We start from the raw sequence: 18687 nt of genomic DNA on the forward strand, positions 1-18687 counted from the left end.
ACCACACAGAACACACACCGCCCAGGGCGGTTTTTTCGAGGGGTCAGGGTATGAGTAGTCAGGCGTCGAATGCAAAAGGTTCTGAAGATCCGATCCTGCAATGGGTAACCTTCAAACTGGATAACGAAACCTACGGCATCAACGTGATGCGCGTTCAGGAAGTGTTGCGCTACACCGAGATCGCTCCGGTGCCGGGCGCGCCGAGCTACGTGCTGGGTATCATCAACCTGCGCGGTAATGTGGTCACCGTGATCGACACCCGTCAGCGCTTCGGCCTGACCACCGGTGAGATCAGCGACAACACCCGTATCGTCATCATCGAAGCCGACAAGCAGGTCGTCGGGATCATGGTCGACAGCGTGGCAGAAGTGGTTTATCTGCGTCAGTCGGAAATCGAAACCGCGCCGAACGTCGGTAACGAAGAATCGGCCAAGTTCATTCAGGGCGTTTGCAACAAGAACAACGAGCTGTTGATTCTGGTCGAGCTGGACAAGATGATGAGCGAAGAAGAATGGTCGGAACTGGAGAGCATCTGATTTGATTCTCGAGGTTGCAGTCATTGTCCTGTTCCTGTTCTGGGCAGGCACGCTGGCGATGTTCGTGTCGTACATCAAGGCGCAGCGAGTGATCGCTGCGCAGCAGGCCCAGGGCGATGCGCTGCGTGATCAGCGCATCAAGGAACTGGCCAAGCGCGTCGACGATTACCAGAACGGCAACGTGCGCATGGGCGAAGCGCTGCACGAACTGCGTGCGGTGGTGGGGCCGTTGCCGGACAAGATCGTTGCGCTGGAACAGCGCGATCCATCGAGCCTGTCATTCGCCCAGGCGGCGAAACTGGTGGGCATGGGCGCGAGCGTTGATGAGCTGACTCAGTCCTGCGGGTTGACCCAGGCTGAGGCCGAGCTGATGCGCAAACTTCACAAGAACTGAGTTTTGCGCTGAGGCTAATGGCCTATTCGCGAGCAGGCTCGCTCCCACATTCGACCGTACTCCACAATTGGATCACGGTCTGATGTGGGAGCGAGCCTGCTCGCGAAGGCGTCTTTGAAACCTCAGTAATCATCCCCGCGATCGGTGATGTCTTTCTCGACCATCGGCGCGTCCGGGTCTTGTCCTTCGGGGAATTTGCCCTTCAGATTCCACGCGAACGCGATGATCTCGGCGATTGTGCGATAGAGCTCTTCGGGGATGCTGTCGCCCAGTTCCATTCGCGCCAACAACCGCACCAGTTCAGCGTTCTCGTAGATCGGCACTTCGTAATCGCGGGCGATGCGCAGGATTTCTTCGGCCAGTTCCTCGTCGCCCTTGGCGGTCAGGGTCGGGGCGTGGTTGCCGTCGTACTTGAGAACGATGGCCTGGCGTGGGGCAGTGGAATCGTTCATGCGGTTTCGTCGACCCAGCGGTGTTCGAGGCGGGTTTGGTTGCCTTGCGGCGGAGTGCCGAGGTGGCAGTCGAGGTCGCCGACGTTCAGTCCGGAATCGAGCAGGCGTTGGCGCAGGGCAAACAGATTGTTTTCGATCAGGTCAGCCGTGTATGGCCGTTCGGCCCACAGCTGACTCGACAGGCTGCCTGCGATCAATTGCGCCTGAATCTGCATCGGCCCGAGGGGTTCCAGATCAAAGGCCAGATCGACGCGCCACAGTTGCTGTTTCGGTTCGCGTTCATCACGGCGTTCATGGGGTTGCGGTTCTCGCTCCGGCGCCTCTTCGCGCTGGAACTTGACCTGCAGCGGTACGATATCCTGCAAATTGCGCATAGGGATTTCCAGCTGCCAGGTGCTGAGCAAGCGACCATCGTCGGTGACGCCGGTCTGTTCCAGGCTCGACAGTTGATGGCTCTGCAGGCGCGACACCGCTGCAGCAGCGAGGCGCAGCAACTGTTCGAGGTCACCTTCGCCTTCCAGATTTGCGAGCAGGCGCTCGGGCAGCGGGAAGCTGCTCGGCACGGGTTTCGCGCTGACTTGGCCAAGGGTGCCGAGCGCATTACGGACGAAGCTCGGCAGCGCCTGCGCCAATGTGTTTGCAGCAATGATCGCGTTGAAATTGGTATTGCTCGGCAGGCCCGGGGTCAGTTGCGCGATCAGTTTGAGCAGATCGGCTTTCATGTCCGGGGCTAGCGTCGGGTTTTGTCCGGTCAGCAATTTGGCTTCCAGAAACGCGCCGCTGTTGGCCAGGGCCAGCGCCACGCCTTTGGCGGTGCTCATTTGCTGCACGTCCGGCAGGCTGGCGAGCAGCTTGTCGACCACCGCGCGCAAATTGGCCGAGGTTTGATCGGTAGCCGGCGGCAGGTTCTGCAGGGTTTTCAGCAGACCTTCGAGCGAGGCCTGCCGACTTTGCTGGCCGAGTAGTTGCTGACTCACGGCCAGTTGTTCCTGGCGGCTGCTCAGCGGCACGAATTTGAGGGTTTGCGAGTCCTGCACCTGCGCCGACAGCAGTGTGCCGATGCGCAGCGGTTGCGGGCTGTCAACGGTCAAGGTGCTGCCGCTCAACGCAGTGTTGAGCAGGGTGACCATCGAGCGAAAAACCGCCGCTTGCCCCGGCGTTTGCGGCAGGGCCTGCGAGGTCAGTACTTTGCCTTGCACCAGCGTGCCCGCCGGCAGTTGCGCGGTATCGATGCGGGTGAGGGTGGCGACACTGCTGGCGATCGCTTGCTGCACGGTGATCGCCAGATTGCCGGCAGACGGCTGGGTAATCGCCAGATTCGTGCCCTGTGGCAGCGGCAGATTGCTGCTGGCCTGCACGGTGGTCTGGCGGCCGCTGTCGAGAGTCACCTTCAATAGCAATTCAAAGGTCTGATCCGCCTGTTTGAGCGACAACACCTCGGCCTTGGCGCTTTGCCCGGCGCCAATCAAACCCTCGACCGGCGTCAGCAGCTTGAGCAATTCGCCCATTTGCGGGCGAGCGCTCGCCGGCACGGTGGGCGGCAGCGGGAGGATGTTCATTTCGCCTGTCATACGCGGACACAACCTGAGGAAATTGCACTCTTGAGAGTAAGGCCCGGCATGTATAATGCCGCGCGTCTTGCGCTTCGTTCAAAAAACATAGCAATTGTTTGATCCAGCTCGCCAGATCGGGCGATCAAAGCATCTATGCTGCATCTCTTTAACGGCCGCGTCAGAGCCGACTTGAACCGTATAAGGCCCGTGATCCCTTGACCAGTCCTGTCCTGCAAACCGTTGCCCTGGCGTGTGAACGCGACCTCAGGCTGCTCTTCGAAAACCTCGAATTGCGCCTGGCCAGTGGCGACATGGTGCAGATCAGCGGTCCCAACGGCAGCGGTAAAACCAGTCTTTTACGTCTGCTGGCCGGATTGATGCAACCCACCGATGGCCAGGTGCTGCTCAACGGTCAGCCTTTGGCCGGGCAACGCAGCGGACTTGCCCGCAATCTGTTGTGGATCGGCCATGCCGCCGGGATCAAGGATCTGCTGACCCCGGAAGAAAACCTCTCATGGCTCTGCGCCCTGCATCAGCCCGCCGAACGCGACGCGATCTGGGAAGCGCTGGCAGCAGTAGGATTGCGCGGATTCGAAGACGTTCCCTGCCACAGTCTTTCCGCCGGTCAACAGCGTCGCGTGGCACTGGCGCGGTTGTACCTGGACAGTCCGCCGTTGTGGATCCTTGATGAGCCGTTCACCGCGCTCGACAAGCAGGGCGTGGCACAACTCGAAGAACATCTGGCCGGCCACTGCGAGCGCGGCGGTCTGGTGGTGCTGACCACGCACCATACGCTGACCCGGATGCCGGCCGGTTATCGCGACATCGATCTGGGGAAATGGGCGGTATGAGTGTGTTCGGCCTGCTGCTTGCCCGCGAATCGCGTCTGCTGTTCCGCCGCCCGGCGGAGCTGGCCAATCCGCTGATTTTCTTTGCCATCGTCATTGCGCTGTTCCCGCTGGCCGTCGGCCCGGAAACTCAAGTCTTGCAAAACCTGTCCCCGGGGTTAGTCTGGGTGGCGGCATTGCTGTCGGTCCTGCTTTCATTGGACGGATTGTTTCGCAGTGATTTCGAAGATGGCTCGCTGGAGCAGTGGGTCCTTTCGTCGCACCCGCTGCCTCTTCTGGTCCTGGCCAAGGTGCTGGCACACTGGCTTTTCTCAGGTCTGGCGCTGGTGTTGCTGTCGCCCTTGCTGGCGTTGATGCTCGGTCTGCCCGTCGCGTGTCTGCCGGTGTTGCTGTTGTCGTTGCTGCTGGGCACGCCGGTGCTGAGTTTGCTCGGCGCAGTGGGCGCGGCGCTGACGGTCGGTCTGAAACGCGGTGGCCTGTTGCTGGCGCTGCTGATTCTGCCGTTGTACATCCCGGTGTTGATCCTCGGCAGCGGCGCGTTGCAAGCGGCGTTGCAGGGCATGCCGGCGACCGGATACCTGTTGTGGATGGCCAGCCTGACAGCGTTGGCGATCACCCTGACACCCTTTGCAATAGCCGCTGGCCTGAAGATCAGCGTCGGCGAATAATAATGAGGCCTGGTCAAAAATTGACCACTTCTTTCAGAAGAAAGGCATGACCCTTTGCCAGCTCGCGATGATGAGCGGCAACCGTGATGGAAACAGTATGAACTGGACCTGGTTTCACAAGCTCGGCTCGCCCAAGTGGTTCTACGGCATCAGCGGCAGGTTTCTGCCGTGGTTGAGCCTGGCTGCGTTGCTGCTGATCGGTGTCGGCATCGTTTGGGGCCTGGCATTTGCGCCGCCGGATTATCAGCAAGGCAACAGCTTTCGCATCATCTACATCCACGTTCCCGCCGCGATGCTCGCTCAGTCGATCTACGTGATGCTGGCCGTGTGCGGCGTGGTCGGTCTGGTATGGAAGATGAAACTGGCCGATGTCGCCCTGCAATGCGCCGCGCCGATCGGCGCGTGGATGACCGCCGTGGCGCTGGTCACCGGGGCGATCTGGGGCAAACCGACCTGGGGTTCGTGGTGGGTCTGGGATGCGCGCCTGACCTCAATGCTGATTCTGCTGTTTTTGTATTTCGGCCTGATCGCGCTGGGTAACGCCATCAGCAACCGCGACAGCGCCGCCAAGGCCTGCGCGGTGCTGGCCATCGTCGGTGTGATCAACATTCCGATCATCAAGTATTCGGTGGAGTGGTGGAACACGCTGCATCAGGGCGCGACCTTCACCCTCACGGAAAAACCGGCGATGCCTGCAGAAATGTGGCTGCCGCTGTTGCTGACGGTGTTGGGTTTCTATTGCTTCTTTGGCGCTGTGCTGTTGCTGCGCATGCGCCTTGAAGTGCTCAAGCGCGAAGCCCGTGCCAGTTGGGTCAAGGCCGAAGTGCAGCAGAGTCTGGAGGCGGCGCGATGAGTTTTGCTTCATTCGGCGACTTCCTCGCCATGGGCCATCACGGCCTGTATGTCTGGTCGGCCTACGGCATCTGCCTGGCGGTGCTGGCCCTCAACGTGGTGGCGCCGATTGCGGCCCGCAAGCGTTATCTGCAACAAGAGGCGCGTCGTCTGCGCCGGGAGAACGGCAAGTGAATCCGCTGCGCAAAAAACGTCTGATCATCATCCTGGCGATTCTGGTCGGGGTGGGCGCTGCCGTCGGCCTGGCCCTGAGCGCGTTGCAGGAAAACATCAACCTGTTTTACACGCCGACCCAGATCGCCAACGGCGAAGCGCCGCAAGACACGCGCATTCGCGCAGGCGGCATGGTCGAGGCCGGTTCGCTGCAGCGTTCCCCGGATTCGCTGGACGTGAAATTCGTCGTCACCGATTTCAAAAAATCCGTAACCATCGCCTACCGCGGCATCCTCCCGGATCTGTTCCGCGAAGGGCAGGGCATCGTTGCCCTCGGCAAGCTCAACGCAGACGGCGTGGTCGTGGCTGATGAAGTGCTGGCCAAGCATGACGAGAAGTACATGCCGCCGGAAGTGACCAAAGCGCTGAAAGACAGCGGTCAATCCGCGCCAACGCCTGTGAAGGAGGGTTGATCGATGGCTTCCGCATTGTATGTTCCTGAGTTGGGCCATCTGGCGATGATTCTGGCGCTGTGTTTCGCGCTGGTTCAATCCGTGGTGCCGATGCTCGGCGCCTGGCGCGGCGACCGTTTATGGATGAGCCTGGCGCAACCGGCGGCGTGGGGCCAGTTTGCCTTTCTGCTGTTCGCCTTTGGCTGCCTGACCTACGCGTTCATGGCCGACGACTTTTCTGTCGCCTACGTGGCGATGAACTCCAACAGCGCGCTGCCGTGGTACTACAAGTTCAGTGCCGTGTGGGGAGCGCACGAAGGTTCGTTGCTGTTGTGGGCGCTGATCCTCGGTGGCTGGACCTTCGCCGTGTCGGTGTTCTCGCGCCAGTTACCGCAAGTCATGCTCGCGCGCGTACTGGCGGTGATGGGCATGATCAGCACCGGTTTCCTGCTGTTCCTGATCCTTACCTCGAATCCGTTCTCGCGCATCCTGCCGCAGATTCCGGCCGACGGCCGCGACCTCAATCCACTGCTGCAGGACATCGGCCTGATCGTGCATCCGCCGATGCTGTACATGGGTTACGTCGGCTTCTCCGTGGCGTTCGCTTTCGCGATCGCCGCGCTGCTCGGCGGTCGGCTTGATGCGGCCTGGGCGCGCTGGTCGCGGCCGTGGACCATCGTCGCCTGGGCCTTCCTCGGCATCGGCATCACCCTCGGTTCGTGGTGGGCGTATTACGAACTCGGCTGGGGCGGCTGGTGGTTCTGGGATCCGGTGGAAAACGCCTCGTTCATGCCTTGGCTGGTCGGCACTGCGCTGATCCACTCGCTGGCCGTCACCGAAAAACGGGGTGTGTTCAAGAGCTGGACGGTCTTGCTGGCGATTGCCGCATTCTCGCTGAGCCTGCTCGGCACTTTCCTCGTACGCTCGGGCGTGCTGACGTCGGTGCACGCGTTTGCCTCGGATCCCGAGCGCGGCGTGTTCATTCTGATTTTCCTGCTGTTCGTGGTTGGCGGTTCGCTGACGCTGTTTGCCCTGCGCGCGCCGGTGGTCAAGAGTCAGGTCGGCTTCAACCTCTGGTCACGGGAAACCCTGCTGCTGGGCAACAACCTGGTATTGGTCGTCGCCGCCTCGATGATCCTCCTCGGCACCCTGTATCCGCTGATCCTCGATGCGATCAGCGGCGCCAAGCTGTCCGTCGGCCCGCCGTACTTCAATGCGCTGTTCATTCCGCTGATGGCGCTGTTGATGATGGTGATGGCGGTCGGCGTGATCGTGCGCTGGAAGGACACCCCGGTGAAATGGCTGGCGAGCATGCTCACGCCCGTCTTGTTGGGCAGCGTCGCATTCGCGGTGGTCGCCGGCGTGGCTTACGGCGATTTCAACTGGGCGGTGATCGCGACTTTCCTGCTTGCCGCGTGGGTGTTGCTCGCGGGCGTTCGCGACCTGTTCGACAAGACCCGCCACAAAGGCCTGATCAAAGGCTTGCCGACGCTGACCCGCAGCTACTGGGGCATGCAGATCGCTCACCTCGGCATCGCCGTGTGCGCGCTGGGCGTGGTGTTATCGAGCCAGAACAGTGCCGAACGTGACTTGCGCCTGGCACCGGGCGAGTCGATGGACCTGGGCGGATATCAGTTTGTCTTCGAAGGCGCCAGGCACTTCGAGGGGCCGAATTTCACCTCGGACAAAGGCACCATTCGGGTGATTCGCGACGGCAAGGAAATCAGCGTCCTGCACCCGGAAAAACGTCTGTACACCGTGCAGAACTCAGTGATGACCGAGGCCGGCATCGACGCAGGTTTTACCCGCGATCTTTACGTGGCTCTCGGCGAGCCGCTGGAAAACGGCGCGTGGGCGGTGCGTGTGCACGTCAAACCGTTCGTGCGCTGGATCTGGTTCGGTGGCTTGCTCACCGGGTTCGGTGGTTTGCTGGCAGCGCTGGACCGGCGTTATCGGGTCAAAGTTAAATCCAAGGTGCGTGAAGCACTGGGTATGCCTGCACCGGGAGTTAATTGATGAGTGTGAATGGTAAACGTTGGTTATTAGTCGCATTTATCGCTTTCGTGCTCGGATGTTTTGCCACGATAGTTGTTACGCAGTTGAAGAAGGGCGATCCGAGTGAACTGCCGTCTGCGTTAATAGGAAAGCCATTCCCGGAGTTTTCCCTGCCAAATGTGCAGGGTGACAAGACGCTGACCAAAGCCGACATTCTCGGCAAACCAGCGCTGGTCAACGTTTGGGGCACATGGTGCATCTCCTGCCGGGTCGAGCACCCGGTGCTGAACAAACTGGCCGAGCGCGGTGTGGTGATCTACGGCATCAACTACAAGGACGTCAACGCCGACGCCTTGAAGTGGCTCGCCGAATTTCATAATCCCTACGCGCTGGACATCCGTGACGACGAAGGCTCGCTGGGGCTCAACCTCGGCGTGTACGGCGCACCGGAAACGTTTTTCATCGACGCCAAAGGCATCATCCGCGACAAGTTCGTCGGCGTGATCGACGAGCAGGTCTGGCGCGAAAAGCTCGCGGCCAAGTATCAGGCGCTGGTCGATGAGGCCCAGCCATGAAGCGCTTTGTCGCGGCCATTGTTCTGGGTTTGAGCCTGACCGGCGTGGCACATGCCGCGATCGACACGTATGAATTTGCCAAAGAGGGTGATCGGGAGCGTTTTCGTGAGCTGACCAAGGAACTGCGCTGCCCCAAGTGCCAGAACCAGGATATCGCCGATTCCAACGCGCCGATCGCCGCCGACCTGCGCAAGGAGATTTTCCGCATGCTCGGCGAGGGCAAGGACAATCAGCAGATCATCGACTTCATGGTCGATCGCTACGGTGATTTCGTCCGCTACAAACCGGCGCTGAACGGCAAGACTGCGCTGTTGTGGTTCGGCCCTGCCGGGCTGTTGCTCGGCGGTTTTGTGGTCATCGCAGTGATCGTCCGTCGGCGGCGCGGACAACGTGCCGAGACACCGTCATCGCTGTCCGCCGAAGAACGTCAGCGCCTCGACCAACTGTTGGATAAACCCCAAGAATGATTGATTTCTGGCTTGCCGCAGGGCTGTTGCTTCTGGTCGCCCTGAGTTTTCTGTTGATCCCGGTGCTGCGTGAGCGGCGCGTGCAGCGTGAAGAAGATCGTACTGCCCTGAACGTCGCGCTGTATCAGGAGCGTGTTGCCGAGCTGCAAGCGCAGCAGGCCGAGGGCGTGCTCGATGCCGCGCAACTGGACAGCGGCCGCGCGGAAGCGGCGCGTGAACTGCTCGCCGATACCGAAGGCGTTGCGGCGCCGCGTGTATCGCGACTGGGCAAGCCGTTGCCGTTGTTGGCCGCGATCCTGGTGCCGGTGTTGGGCCTGGGCCTGTACCTGCATTTTGGTGCTGCCGACAAGGTCGAACTGACCCGCGAGTTCGCTCAGGCACCGCGCTCGATGGAAGAGATGACCCTGCGTCTGGAGCGTGCCGTTGCGGCGCAGCCGGATTCGGCTGAAGGCCTGTATTTCCTCGGTCGCACCTACATGGCTCAGGAGCGTCCGGCAGAGGCGGCGAAGTTGTTCGAGCGCGCCGCCAACCTCTCTGGCCGCCAGCCCGAGCTGCTCGGCCAATGGGCGCAGGCGCAGTATTTTGCTGACGGTAAAAAATGGTCGGACAAGATTCAGGCACTGACTGATGAAGCGTTGAAGGCCGATCCGAAAGAAGTCACCAGCCTGGGCCTGCTCGGTATTGCCGCGTTCGAAGGCGAGCGTTATCAAGAAGCCATCGATTACTGGAATCGTCTACTTGCGCAATTGCCGGCGGACGACAAATCCCGCGAGGCGCTGCAGGGTGGCATCGCTCGCGCCGCCGAGAAGCTGCAAGCCAGTGGCGGAAAAGTTGCCCAGGCAATTGCGCCGAAATCCGCCGTGCTGAAAGTCAGCGTCAACCTCGCCAGCGAACTCAAAGGCAAGGTGCAACCGGGCGACAGCGTGTTCATTTTTGCCCGCGCTACATCTGGCCCGCCAGCCCCGCTGGCAGCCAGGCGCCTGACGGTGGCTGACTTGCCGGTGACCTTAGAACTGAGCGATGCGGACGCAATGATGCCGCAGTTGAAACTGTCCAACTTCCCTGAAGTCCAACTGGTGGCGCGCATTTCCCGAGCCGGTCAACCGACCGCCGGCGAATGGATCGGTCGCAGCGGCCCGTTGGCCAGCAGCACCACCGCGCCACAAACCTTGACCATCGACAGCCCGGACAAATAACCGGAACCACAGGAAAGCACCGCCATGCACACCATCGCCCGTATCACAGTCCTCACACTGGCCCTGGGCTTGAGTGCATGTGCGGTGCAACGACCGGAACCGACGACCAATCTGCCCCCGATCCCGCCGTCCCAACCGGGCCCGACGCCGTCGACTTCGCCGACACCGGGCAAAAGCATCCCGGCCAAACCGGCAAAACCGGTTCCGCGTACTTCCGCCAGCTTCGCCCCGCCACCAGGCGGCAACAGTCACTGGGACCAGAAGCTCGGCGTCTACGTACTCGACGACCAGACCAACACTTTTTACCGCCAGCGCACCTACTACCGCTGGAACAACGGCTGGAGCCGCTCGGTCAGCCCCAACGGCCCGTGGGAAGACACCAACATCCACGGCGTCCCGCCGGGGCTGGGCAAGAAATTCGGGCAGTGAATGCGAACGGCGATCTTTGGATCGCCGTTTTTTTTCGATTTGATTCACGCTTTGTAAAACATCCAACCGTCACTCCACCCAATTCTATGCTTGAGTAAAGATAACTCTAGAGTTATCTTAAGGCCGAGGCAGGGAGCATTGGGTGCAAAGCAGGTTACTGATCAAGGAGATGGAGGAGGCCGGCTGGACGCTGGATCGGGTCACCGGCAGTCACCATCTCTTCACTCATCGTTACAACCCGAACACGATCGCCGTTCCGCATCCGAAAAAGGATTTACCGCTGGGGACGGTCAAGAGCATCAGGCGGCGTGCGGGGCTGTTCAGCCCACCGACCCGTCGTGAAGGAGATCCGTAATGCAATATCCAATCTGCATCGAGTGGGGTGACGAGAACACTGCCATCGGTATTCAGATCCCCGATATTCCCGGCGCAGTCACGGCCGGGGACAGTTTTGAGGAAGCGTACAACGCTGCCGTGGAAGTCGCGCACCTCATGTTGCAAGAGATCGCGGCAGCCGGGCAGGCGATTCCGATGCCGGCCTCGGCGGTTGCGCACCGCAACAATCCGGATTTCGCCGAAATGGGCTGGGGCATGCTGGAGCTGGATATCTCGCCATACCTGGGCAAGACCGAAAAGGTCAACGTCACGCTGCCCGGTTATGTCATTCAGCGCATCGACCGCTACGTGCGTGAGCATAACGTCAAAAGCCGTTCCTCCTTTCTGGCGGATGCGGCGATGGAAAAACTGGTTCGGTACTGAGGCGTGCCCACGTGTAGGAGCGAGCCTGCTCGCGAGGGCGTCTGGTCAGGCAATCCATCTGCGGCTGACCCTGCGCTTTCGTGAGCAGGCTCGCTCCCACACTGAAATCATCTCAGGGAGTGATTCTGCGTTCCGCAAGCGAACCGCTTTGAGCCGCACACAAAAACCGCAACAACGCCAACAGCGGAAACACGCTGCCGACAATCACAATCCACAACCAGCCGCCGTGCTCGTACACCGCACTGGCGATCGACGAGCCGAAGGCGCCGCCAATGAAGATGCTGGTCATGTACAGCGCGTTCAGGCGGCCGCGGCTTTTCGCGTCCAGTGAGTAAACGGCGCGCTGGCCGAGGACCATGTTCATCTGCACGCAGAAGTCGAGGACCACGCCGGTCACGGCCAGGCCGATGACGCTGTAGGCGGGGTGGATGAAGGCGGGCAGGAAGCTCAGGCTGGCGAACAGCATGGCCAGCAGCGAGGCAATGCGTGTGTGGCCGGCATCGGCGAGGCGGCCGCTGATTGGTGCGGCGATGGCACCGATGGCGCCGACCAGGGCGAAAATCGCAATTTCGCTTTGCGACAGGCCATGGTTGCGCGCCAGCTCCAGCGGCACGGCGGTCCAGAACAGGCTGAACGTGGCGAACATGCAGCCCTGATAGAACGCACGCTGGCGCAACACCGGTTGCTGGCGCAGCAGCGTCCACAGCGAGCCGATCAACTGGCCGTACGTGGCGCTGTGATCCGGTTGGCGCTTGGGCACGGTCAGCGCCAGCACTACACTGATCGCCGCCATCAACGCGGCGGCGATCATGAACATCGCCCGCCAGCCCAAGTGATCGGCGACCAGGCTCGACACCGGTCGCGCCAGCAGAATACCCAACAGCAGACCGCCCATGATCCCGCCGACCACCCGGCCGCGGGACTCTTCCGGCGCAAGATGTGCGGCCAGCGGAATCAGGATCTGCACCGACACCGAGCTGAACCCCACCAGCAACGAGATCAGCAGAAACACGTTAGGCTGCTCGGTAAACGCCGCACCCAACAGGCTGGCAATCGCCACCACCGTGGTGATGATCATCAACCGACGGTTCTCCAGCAGATCACCCAGCGGCACCAGAAAAAACAGGCCCAGCGCATAGCCGATCTGGGTCAGCGAGACGATGAAACTGGCCATGGTGTCTGAGAGGCCGATGTCGGGCGCGATCAGGCCGATGATAGGTTGGGCGTAGTAAATGTTGGCAACGATGGCGCCGCAGCAGAACGCGAACAGCAAAACCATGCCTCGGGTCATGGCGTGAGGAGTGGTGGTCATAGGAATACTCGGGTCGGGCACAGGGGAAAGCGGTGAGGCTAATTGACAATGCGGATGGGCAGAAGACGCTTTCGGATGATAACTCTTATTACGTTGTGTAATGACTCGACGTGCAATGCACTTCTGGAACGAAAAAAGGCGACTTTTCGGGCCGCCTTTTTCATTGCCGATTACGCCTTACTGCCCGGTGTAAATCTGATCAAATACCCCGCCGTCATTGAAGTGGGTTTTCTGCACCGTGCGCCAGTCACCGAAGGTCTTCTCGACGGACAGGAAATCCACTTTCGGGAAGCGGTCGGTGTACTTCGCCAGCACCGCCGGATCACGCGGACGCAAGTAGTTGGCCGCAGCGATTTCCTGACCTTCCGGCGACCACAGATACTTCAAGTATTCACCCGCCGCCGCGCGCGAGCCTTTTTTGTCGACGACTTTATCGACCACGGTAACCGGCGGTTCGGCCTCGGCGGAAACACTCGGGTAGACCACTTCGAACTGATCGCGGCCAAACTCGCGGGCGATCATTTCCGCTTCGTTTTCGAACGTCACCAGCACGTCACCGATCTGGTTGGTCATGAACGTGGTAGTGGCGGCGCGGCCACCGGTGTCCAGCACGGGCGCCTGCTTGAACAGCTTGCCGACGAAGTCCTTGGCCTTGTTCTCGTCGCCGCCGTTTTTCAGCACGTAGCCCCATGCCGACAGGTAGGTGTAGCGGCCGTTACCCGAGGTTTTCGGGTTCGGCACGATCACCTGCACGCCATCCTTGAGCAGGTCCGGCCAGTCCTTCAGGGCTTTCGGGTTGCCTTTGCGGACGATGAACACAGTGGCCGAGGTGAACGGTGCGCTGTTGTTCGGCAGACGCGTGACCCAGTTCTCCGGCACCAGTTTGCCGTTATCGGCGAGGGCGTTGATGTCGGTGGCCATGTTCATGGTGATGACGTCAGCCGGGAGGCCGTCGATCACCGAACGCGCCTGTTTGCTGGAGCCGCCAAACGACATCTGCACGGTGATGTTTTCGTTGTGCTCGGCTTTCCAGTGTTTCTGGAAGGCAGTGTTGTAGTCCTTGTAGAAATCACGCATCACGTCGTAGGAAACGTTGAGCAGCGTCGGGGCAGCCTGAGCGATGTTGGCCAGCGCCAGGCCAGCGGCGAGAAGTGAGGCGCCAAAGAGTTTTTTCACTGCGCATTCCTTGTTGTTGATCGTGTAAACGGGGGTGATGTTCAATTGCCACCGACTATAACGGGCCACGCATAGTCGCTTAAAGATTAAAAAGCTCTGTGCTTATTCCACTTTCTTGAACAGCGCGTTGCCGCAACGCGAGCAGAACGCAGCGCTTTGTTCGTGACTCTTTTTCTGGCACACCGGGCAGTCGTGCTGCAGCTGTTCGCCGCGCATGGCGTTGGCCAGTTCGGCCGTGAAAATACCCGTCGGTACGGCGATGATCGAGTAGCCGGTGATCATCACCAGCGACGAAATCACCTGGCCCAGCGGCGTCTTCGGCACGATGTCGCCGAAGCCCACGGTGGTCAAGGTAACGATAGCCCAGTAGATGCCTTTGGGGATGCTGGTGAAACCGTGTTCCGGGCCTTCGATCACATACATCAGCGTGCCGAATACCGTCACCAGCGTGCAGACGCTGACCAGAAACACGACGATTTTTTGTTTGCTGCCGCGCAACGCCGACATCAAATAGTTGGCTTGCTTGAGGTACGGGCTGAGCTTGAGCACGCGGAAAATCCGCAGCATCCGGATGATTCGAATGATCAGCAGGTACTGCGCATCGCTGTAATACAGCGCCAGAATCCCGGGCACGATCGCCAGCAAATCCACCAGCCCGTAAAAGCTGAAGGCGTAGCGCAGCGGCTTGGGCGAGCAGTACAGGCGCAGGATGTATTCACCGAGGAAAATCGCCGTGAAGCCCCACTCGATGTACGCCAGCAGACCGGCGTAGTTCTGGTGGATGCTGTCGATGCTGTCGAGCATCACCACCACCAGGCTGGCGAGGATGATTAACAGCAGGATGCCGTCGAAGCGACGCCCAGCGCGGGTGTCGCTCTGGAAAATCATGACGAAAAGCCGTTCACGCCAATTGTTGCTGCTGTCCATGGATAACGCCTGAATCAAAGATCAGCGCAGCCTAGGTTGATTCTCTCCATGAACGCAAGACGCGCGCTCGCCGTCGGCCTTGCCGAGCATTTGCACGCCGGCACGGATCAGCCAGCAAGCGAGAATGAACGGCGCGGTCAGCGTCGCCAATCCAAGAGCAGCAAACAGTGGCGTCACCAGCAGCGCCAGGACAATGCCGAGCAGCGGCAGCCACGGATGTTGTCGCTGGCCGCTGAAGGCGAGCGCGGCGAGCACGGCGTTGTAGCTGCCCAGACCGAGCAAGGCAATGCCGGGTTCGTGTTGCAGCAGGCTGGAGGCCAGACCGATCGCTGAAGCAAGCAGCGCCCAGCAGAAAGCGCGGCGGTCAGCGATCAGCAATCCAGCGGCAATCAACGCGCCGGCCAGTGGATGGTCGAGAAACATCACCTGGCCCAACCCTCGCAATTGCGCCGCCAACAGATTGAGCGTGTTCATCTCCAGATGAACCAGCGCAGGGGACGGTTCGGCGAACAGCAACAGCACCCAGCTCATGCCGACGAACGGCGAGGTGTATGCCGGTATGGCTCGGCTGCGGTACACACGTTTGAGCCATTGCTGAGTGACCATCGCGCTTAACCCCCCGGCGGCGAGAATCAGCGGTGGCAGCAGCGGTGACCACGGGAAATACAGGCTCAGCAGCAAACCGAGCAGCACGCCGTTGTAGCTGAACAGGCCGGCCTGGCGATCAGCCTTGGCGTAGTTGCGCCGTTGCGCGGTGAGCAACCCGGCGACGCCGCCCAGCAGCGCCCCGGCAAACAGCACCGGCGCGGTGAGCAGAATGGCCAGCAGGCACAGCAGACCGCACAGCGGGTGGCGCTGCAGGAAAATCTGACTGAAGCCGTTGAGCAAAGCCTCGGCCCAGTCGGGGCAGTGGGTGGTGAAGTGATTGGCAGGCATGTAAGAAATCTGGGCAGTGGAAAATCAATGGGTCGTGCAGGCAACTGTGGCGAGGGAGCTTGCTCCCGTTGGGCCGCGAAACGGCCCCAAATTGCGATTTCTCTGGGGAAACCGTCATGCCCAAACAGCGACGACCGCTGCGCTGCCGAGCGGGAGCAAGCTCCCTCGCCACAGGTTTTGTAGCGTTTGTTAGATCAACGTCTCGATTCGCAGCGAATTGGTCGACCCAGGTTGCCCGAACGGCACGCCGGCGGTGATCAGCAGCGTGTCGCCACGCTCGGCCATGCCCTGCGCCTGAGCGATCTCCAGCGCGGTCGAGCAGACTTCGTCGACCTGACGCAGGCGATCGTTGACCACCGAGTGAATCCCCCACGCCACGCTCAGGCGCCGTGCGGTCTGCAGGTTCGGCGTCAGGTTGAGGATCGGCGCTTTCGGCCGCTCCCGCGATGCGCGAAGGGTCGATGCGCCTGACTCGCTGTAGTTGACCAGCACCGCCACCGGCAGCACGTTGCTGATACGGCGGATCGCGCAGCTGATCGCGTCGGAAACGGTCGCCTCGGCTTTCGGTCGGCTGACGTCGAGTTGCGTCTGATAATCCGGGCCGTTTTCCACCTGACGGATGATCTTGCTCATCATCTGCACGGCTTCCAGCGGGTACTCGCCGGAAGCGGTTTCCGCCGACAGCATCACCGCATCGGCGCCTTCGGCGACTGCGTTGGCGACGTCAGTCACCTCGGCGCGGGTCGGGGCAGGGGAGAAGCGCATCGACTCCAGCATCTGCGTGGCCACCACTACCGGTTTGCCGAGCTCACGGCAGGTGCTGATGATGTTTTTCTGAATCTGCGGCACGCTCTCGGCGGGCACTTCGACGCCCAGATCGCCGCGCGCTACCATGATCGCGTCGCTCAGTTCGGCGATTTCACGCAGTTGCTCGACCGCTGAAGGCTTCTCGATTTTCGCCATCAAAAAGGCTTTATCACCGATCAGCGCGCGGGCTTCGACGATGTCTTGCGGACGCTGCACGAACGACAGCGCAACCCAGTCCACGCCCAGCTCCAGACCGAAGCTCAGATCACGGCGATCCTTGGCGGTCAGCGGGCTGAGGTCGAGCACGGCTTGGGGCACGTTCACGCCTTTGCGATCCGACAGTTCGCCGCCGTTGAGCACCGTGGTCTCGATCGCATCAGCGTATTGGGTGACCACGCGCAGGCGCAGTTTGCCGTCGTCGAGCAGTAGATCCATGCCGGCTTCCAGCGCCGCGATGATCTCCGGATGCGGCAGGTTCACCCGGCGCTCGTCGCCCGGTGTCGCATCGAGATCGAGACGGAACGCCTGGCCGCGATGCAACTGCACTTTGCCGTCGGCGAACTTGCCGACGCGCAGTTTCGGCCCTTGCAGATCCATCAAAATGCCCAGCGGATAGTTGAGCTGACGCTCGACTTCGCGGATCCACTGATAGCGCTTGGCGTGGTCGGCATGGTCGCCGTGGCTGAAGTTCAGGCGGAAAATATTCACCCCCGCCTCGACCAGCGCGCGGATGTCGTCGATGTCATCGACCGCCGGCCCGAGGGTGGCGAGGATTTTGACCTTTTTATCAGGCGTCATGATTTGGAACTCTCGAGGATCAGAATGGCGCGGAAGTCGTTGACGTTAGTGCGCGTCGGCTCGGTGACGATCAATGCATCGAGCGCCTGGAAGTAGCCGTAGCCGTTGTTGTTATCCAGTTCGTCGCTGGCGCTCAGGCCGAGGGCGACAGCGCGGGCGTAGCTGTCCGGGGTCATGATTGCACCGGCGTTGTCTTCCGAGCCGTCGATGCCGTCGGTATCACCGGCCAGTGCGTAGACGCCGGGCTGGCCTTTCAGGCTGTCGGTTAGGCTGAGAAGGAATTCGGCGTTGCGCCCGCCACGGCCATTGCCGCGCACGGTCACCGTGGTTTCGCCACCGGAGAGAATCACGCACGGCGCTGCCAGAGGCTGGCCGTGGTTGATGATCTGACGGGCGATGCCGGCATGCACTTTCGCCACTTCGCGGGACTCGCCTTCGAGATCGCCGAGGATCAGTGTGCTGAAACCGGCCTGACGGCATTTCACCGCCGCCGCATCCAGCGATTGCTGAGGGCGGGCGATCAATTGGAAATGGCTGCGCGCCAGACTCGGGTCGCCGGGTTTTACGGTCTCTGACTCAGGGCTTTGCAGCCAGGTGCGCACCGAGGCCGGGATGTCGATGCCGTAGCGTTTGATGATCGCCAGGGCTTCGGCCGAGGTGCTCGGATCGGCCACGGTCGGGCCGGAGGCGATGACCGCGGCGAGGTCGCCCGGTACATCGGAAATGGCGTAGGTGTACACAGTGGCTGGCCAGCAGGCCTTGCCGAGACGGCCGCCCTTGATCGCCGAAAGGTGCTTGCGCACACAGTTCATCTCGCCGATGGTGGCGCCGGATTTGAGCAGGGCTTTGTTGATCGATTGCTTATCGGCGAGGGTGATGCCTTCGGCCGGAAGCGCCAGCAGGGCAGAACCGCCGCCGGAGAGCAGGAAGATCACCCGGTCGTCTTCGGTCAGGTTGCTGACCAGTTCCAGCACGCGTTTGGCGACCGCCAGACCGGCTGCGTCCGGCACCGGGTGCGCGGCTTCGACCACTTCGATTTTTTCGCACGGGGCGCCGTGACCGTAACGGGTCACCACCAGGCCTGAGACTTCACCTTCCCAGCTGCGCTCGACCACTTGCGCCATCGCGGCGGCGGCTTTGCCTGCGCCGATGACGATCACTCGACCGCTGCGGTCGGCGGGCAGGTGGGCTTCGAGGACTTGCTGCGGATGGGCCGCGTCAATGGCTGTGGCAAACAGCTCGCGCAGCAGTTGTTGCGGATCGACCGACATGGCGGGCTCCCGGAATTCTTGTTATTCGAAAGGGCAACTCAGGTCCCTGTGGGAGCGAGCCTGCTCGCGAATGCGGTATTTCAGCCAACAGGGATGTTGAGTGTGAAATCGCTTTCGCGAGCAGGCTCGCT

General features: G+C 61.2%; 22 protein-coding genes. 14 read left to right on the forward strand and 8 right to left on the reverse strand.

Translation table 11 applies throughout. From position 1 onward, the window contains the following. Positions 1-50: 50 nt before the first annotated feature. Complete coding sequence (locus HU727_RS01385) at positions 51-536, forward strand: chemotaxis protein CheW (protein WP_186532001.1); 486 nt, start codon at positions 51-53, stop codon at positions 534-536. 1 nt (position 537) lies between these two features. Beyond that, a complete protein-coding gene (locus HU727_RS01390) occupies positions 538-930 on the forward strand; it encodes a DUF2802 domain-containing protein (RefSeq protein ID WP_141128996.1) in 393 nt (130 codons plus the stop codon). 122 nt (positions 931-1052) lie between these two features. On the opposite strand, the gene HU727_RS01395 is transcribed toward HU727_RS01390, so the two are convergent. Together HU727_RS01395 and fliK are read right to left on the reverse strand one after the other, a co-directional pair. Beyond that, positions 1053-1382, reverse strand: a complete 330-nt coding sequence (locus HU727_RS01395) for an EscU/YscU/HrcU family type III secretion system export apparatus switch protein (protein WP_186531999.1) — start codon at positions 1380-1382, stop codon at positions 1053-1055. Continuing rightward, the gene (gene fliK, locus HU727_RS01400) at positions 1379-2953 is read right to left on the reverse strand and encodes a flagellar hook-length control protein FliK (RefSeq protein ID WP_186531997.1); all 1575 of its coding nucleotides are present in this window, start codon (positions 2951-2953) and stop codon (positions 1379-1381) included. The genes HU727_RS01395 and fliK overlap by 4 nt, the downstream gene beginning before the upstream one ends. A gap of 197 nt (positions 2954-3150) precedes the next feature. Between fliK and ccmA the strand changes: the two genes are divergently transcribed. From ccmA to HU727_RS01460, 12 genes are all read left to right on the forward strand, one after another. Beyond that, the gene (ccmA, locus tag HU727_RS01405) at positions 3151-3786 is read left to right on the forward strand and encodes a cytochrome c biogenesis heme-transporting ATPase CcmA (protein WP_186531995.1); all 636 of its coding nucleotides are present in this window, start codon (positions 3151-3153) and stop codon (positions 3784-3786) included. Next, on the forward strand, positions 3783-4451 hold the full coding sequence (gene ccmB, locus HU727_RS01410; RefSeq protein ID WP_186531993.1) for a heme exporter protein CcmB: 669 nt from the start codon (positions 3783-3785) through the stop codon (positions 4449-4451). Before ccmA ends, ccmB begins: the two co-directional genes overlap by 4 nt. A gap of 97 nt (positions 4452-4548) precedes the next feature. Further along, positions 4549-5304 (forward strand): heme ABC transporter permease, encoded by a 756-nt coding sequence (locus tag HU727_RS01415; RefSeq protein ID WP_186531992.1) that lies wholly within the window; start codon positions 4549-4551, stop codon positions 5302-5304. Further along, positions 5301-5477, forward strand: coding sequence for a heme exporter protein CcmD (gene ccmD / locus HU727_RS01420; RefSeq protein ID WP_016771045.1), 177 nt, complete (start codon positions 5301-5303; stop codon positions 5475-5477). The genes HU727_RS01415 and ccmD overlap by 4 nt, the downstream gene beginning before the upstream one ends. Continuing rightward, positions 5474-5929, forward strand: a complete 456-nt coding sequence (ccmE, locus tag HU727_RS01425; protein ID WP_186531991.1) for a cytochrome c maturation protein CcmE — start codon at positions 5474-5476, stop codon at positions 5927-5929. The genes ccmD and ccmE overlap by 4 nt, the downstream gene beginning before the upstream one ends. A gap of 3 nt (positions 5930-5932) precedes the next feature. After that, a complete protein-coding gene (locus tag HU727_RS01430; RefSeq protein WP_186531990.1) occupies positions 5933-7924 on the forward strand; it encodes a heme lyase CcmF/NrfE family subunit in 1992 nt (663 codons plus the stop codon). Next, on the forward strand, positions 7924-8478 hold the full coding sequence (locus tag HU727_RS01435; protein WP_186531989.1) for a DsbE family thiol:disulfide interchange protein: 555 nt from the start codon (positions 7924-7926) through the stop codon (positions 8476-8478). Before HU727_RS01430 ends, HU727_RS01435 begins: the two co-directional genes overlap by 1 nt. Continuing rightward, positions 8475-8945, forward strand: a complete 471-nt coding sequence (locus HU727_RS01440) for a cytochrome c-type biogenesis protein (protein ID WP_186531988.1) — start codon at positions 8475-8477, stop codon at positions 8943-8945. Before HU727_RS01435 ends, HU727_RS01440 begins: the two co-directional genes overlap by 4 nt. After that, positions 8942-10141, forward strand: coding sequence for a c-type cytochrome biogenesis protein CcmI (gene ccmI / locus HU727_RS01445; protein WP_186531987.1), 1200 nt, complete (start codon positions 8942-8944; stop codon positions 10139-10141). The genes HU727_RS01440 and ccmI overlap by 4 nt, the downstream gene beginning before the upstream one ends. A gap of 24 nt (positions 10142-10165) precedes the next feature. Then, entirely contained in the window at positions 10166-10570 is a 405-nt protein-coding gene (locus HU727_RS01450; protein ID WP_186531985.1) for a hypothetical protein, read from the forward strand. Between the two features lie 142 nt (positions 10571-10712). Then, entirely contained in the window at positions 10713-10925 is a 213-nt protein-coding gene (locus tag HU727_RS01455) for a type II toxin-antitoxin system HicA family toxin (RefSeq protein ID WP_186531984.1), read from the forward strand. After that, entirely contained in the window at positions 10925-11329 is a 405-nt protein-coding gene (locus HU727_RS01460; protein WP_186531983.1) for a type II toxin-antitoxin system HicB family antitoxin, read from the forward strand. The genes HU727_RS01455 and HU727_RS01460 overlap by 1 nt, the downstream gene beginning before the upstream one ends. A gap of 112 nt (positions 11330-11441) precedes the next feature. Here the strand turns inward: HU727_RS01460 and HU727_RS01465 are convergent, their stop codons facing one another. The 6 genes from HU727_RS01465 to HU727_RS01490 all read right to left on the reverse strand — a co-directional run bounded on the left by HU727_RS01465 (position 11442) and on the right by HU727_RS01490 (position 18556). Beyond that, entirely contained in the window at positions 11442-12641 is a 1200-nt protein-coding gene (locus tag HU727_RS01465; protein WP_186531982.1) for an MFS transporter, read from the reverse strand. A 177-nt stretch (positions 12642-12818) separates the two neighbouring features. After that, positions 12819-13817 (reverse strand): sulfate ABC transporter substrate-binding protein, encoded by a 999-nt coding sequence (locus tag HU727_RS01470; RefSeq protein WP_186531981.1) that lies wholly within the window; start codon positions 13815-13817, stop codon positions 12819-12821. Positions 13818-13919: 102 nt separating this feature from the next. Next, a complete protein-coding gene (locus HU727_RS01475) occupies positions 13920-14744 on the reverse strand; it encodes an ion transporter (RefSeq protein ID WP_186531980.1) in 825 nt (274 codons plus the stop codon). 21 nt (positions 14745-14765) lie between these two features. Further along, complete coding sequence (locus HU727_RS01480) at positions 14766-15680, reverse strand: urea transporter (protein WP_186531979.1); 915 nt, start codon at positions 15678-15680, stop codon at positions 14766-14768. A 189-nt stretch (positions 15681-15869) separates the two neighbouring features. Continuing rightward, positions 15870-17285 (reverse strand): pyruvate kinase, encoded by a 1416-nt coding sequence (gene pyk, locus HU727_RS01485; RefSeq protein WP_186531978.1) that lies wholly within the window; start codon positions 17283-17285, stop codon positions 15870-15872. Continuing rightward, positions 17282-18556 (reverse strand): glycerate kinase type-2 family protein, encoded by a 1275-nt coding sequence (locus tag HU727_RS01490; RefSeq protein WP_186531977.1) that lies wholly within the window; start codon positions 18554-18556, stop codon positions 17282-17284. Before HU727_RS01490 ends, pyk begins: the two co-directional genes overlap by 4 nt. Positions 18557-18687 lie beyond the last annotated feature (131 nt).

Origin of the sequence: Pseudomonas khorasanensis (assembly GCF_014268505.2) — a bacterium.
GTDB lineage: Bacteria > Pseudomonadota > Gammaproteobacteria > Pseudomonadales > Pseudomonadaceae > Aquipseudomonas > Aquipseudomonas khorasanensis.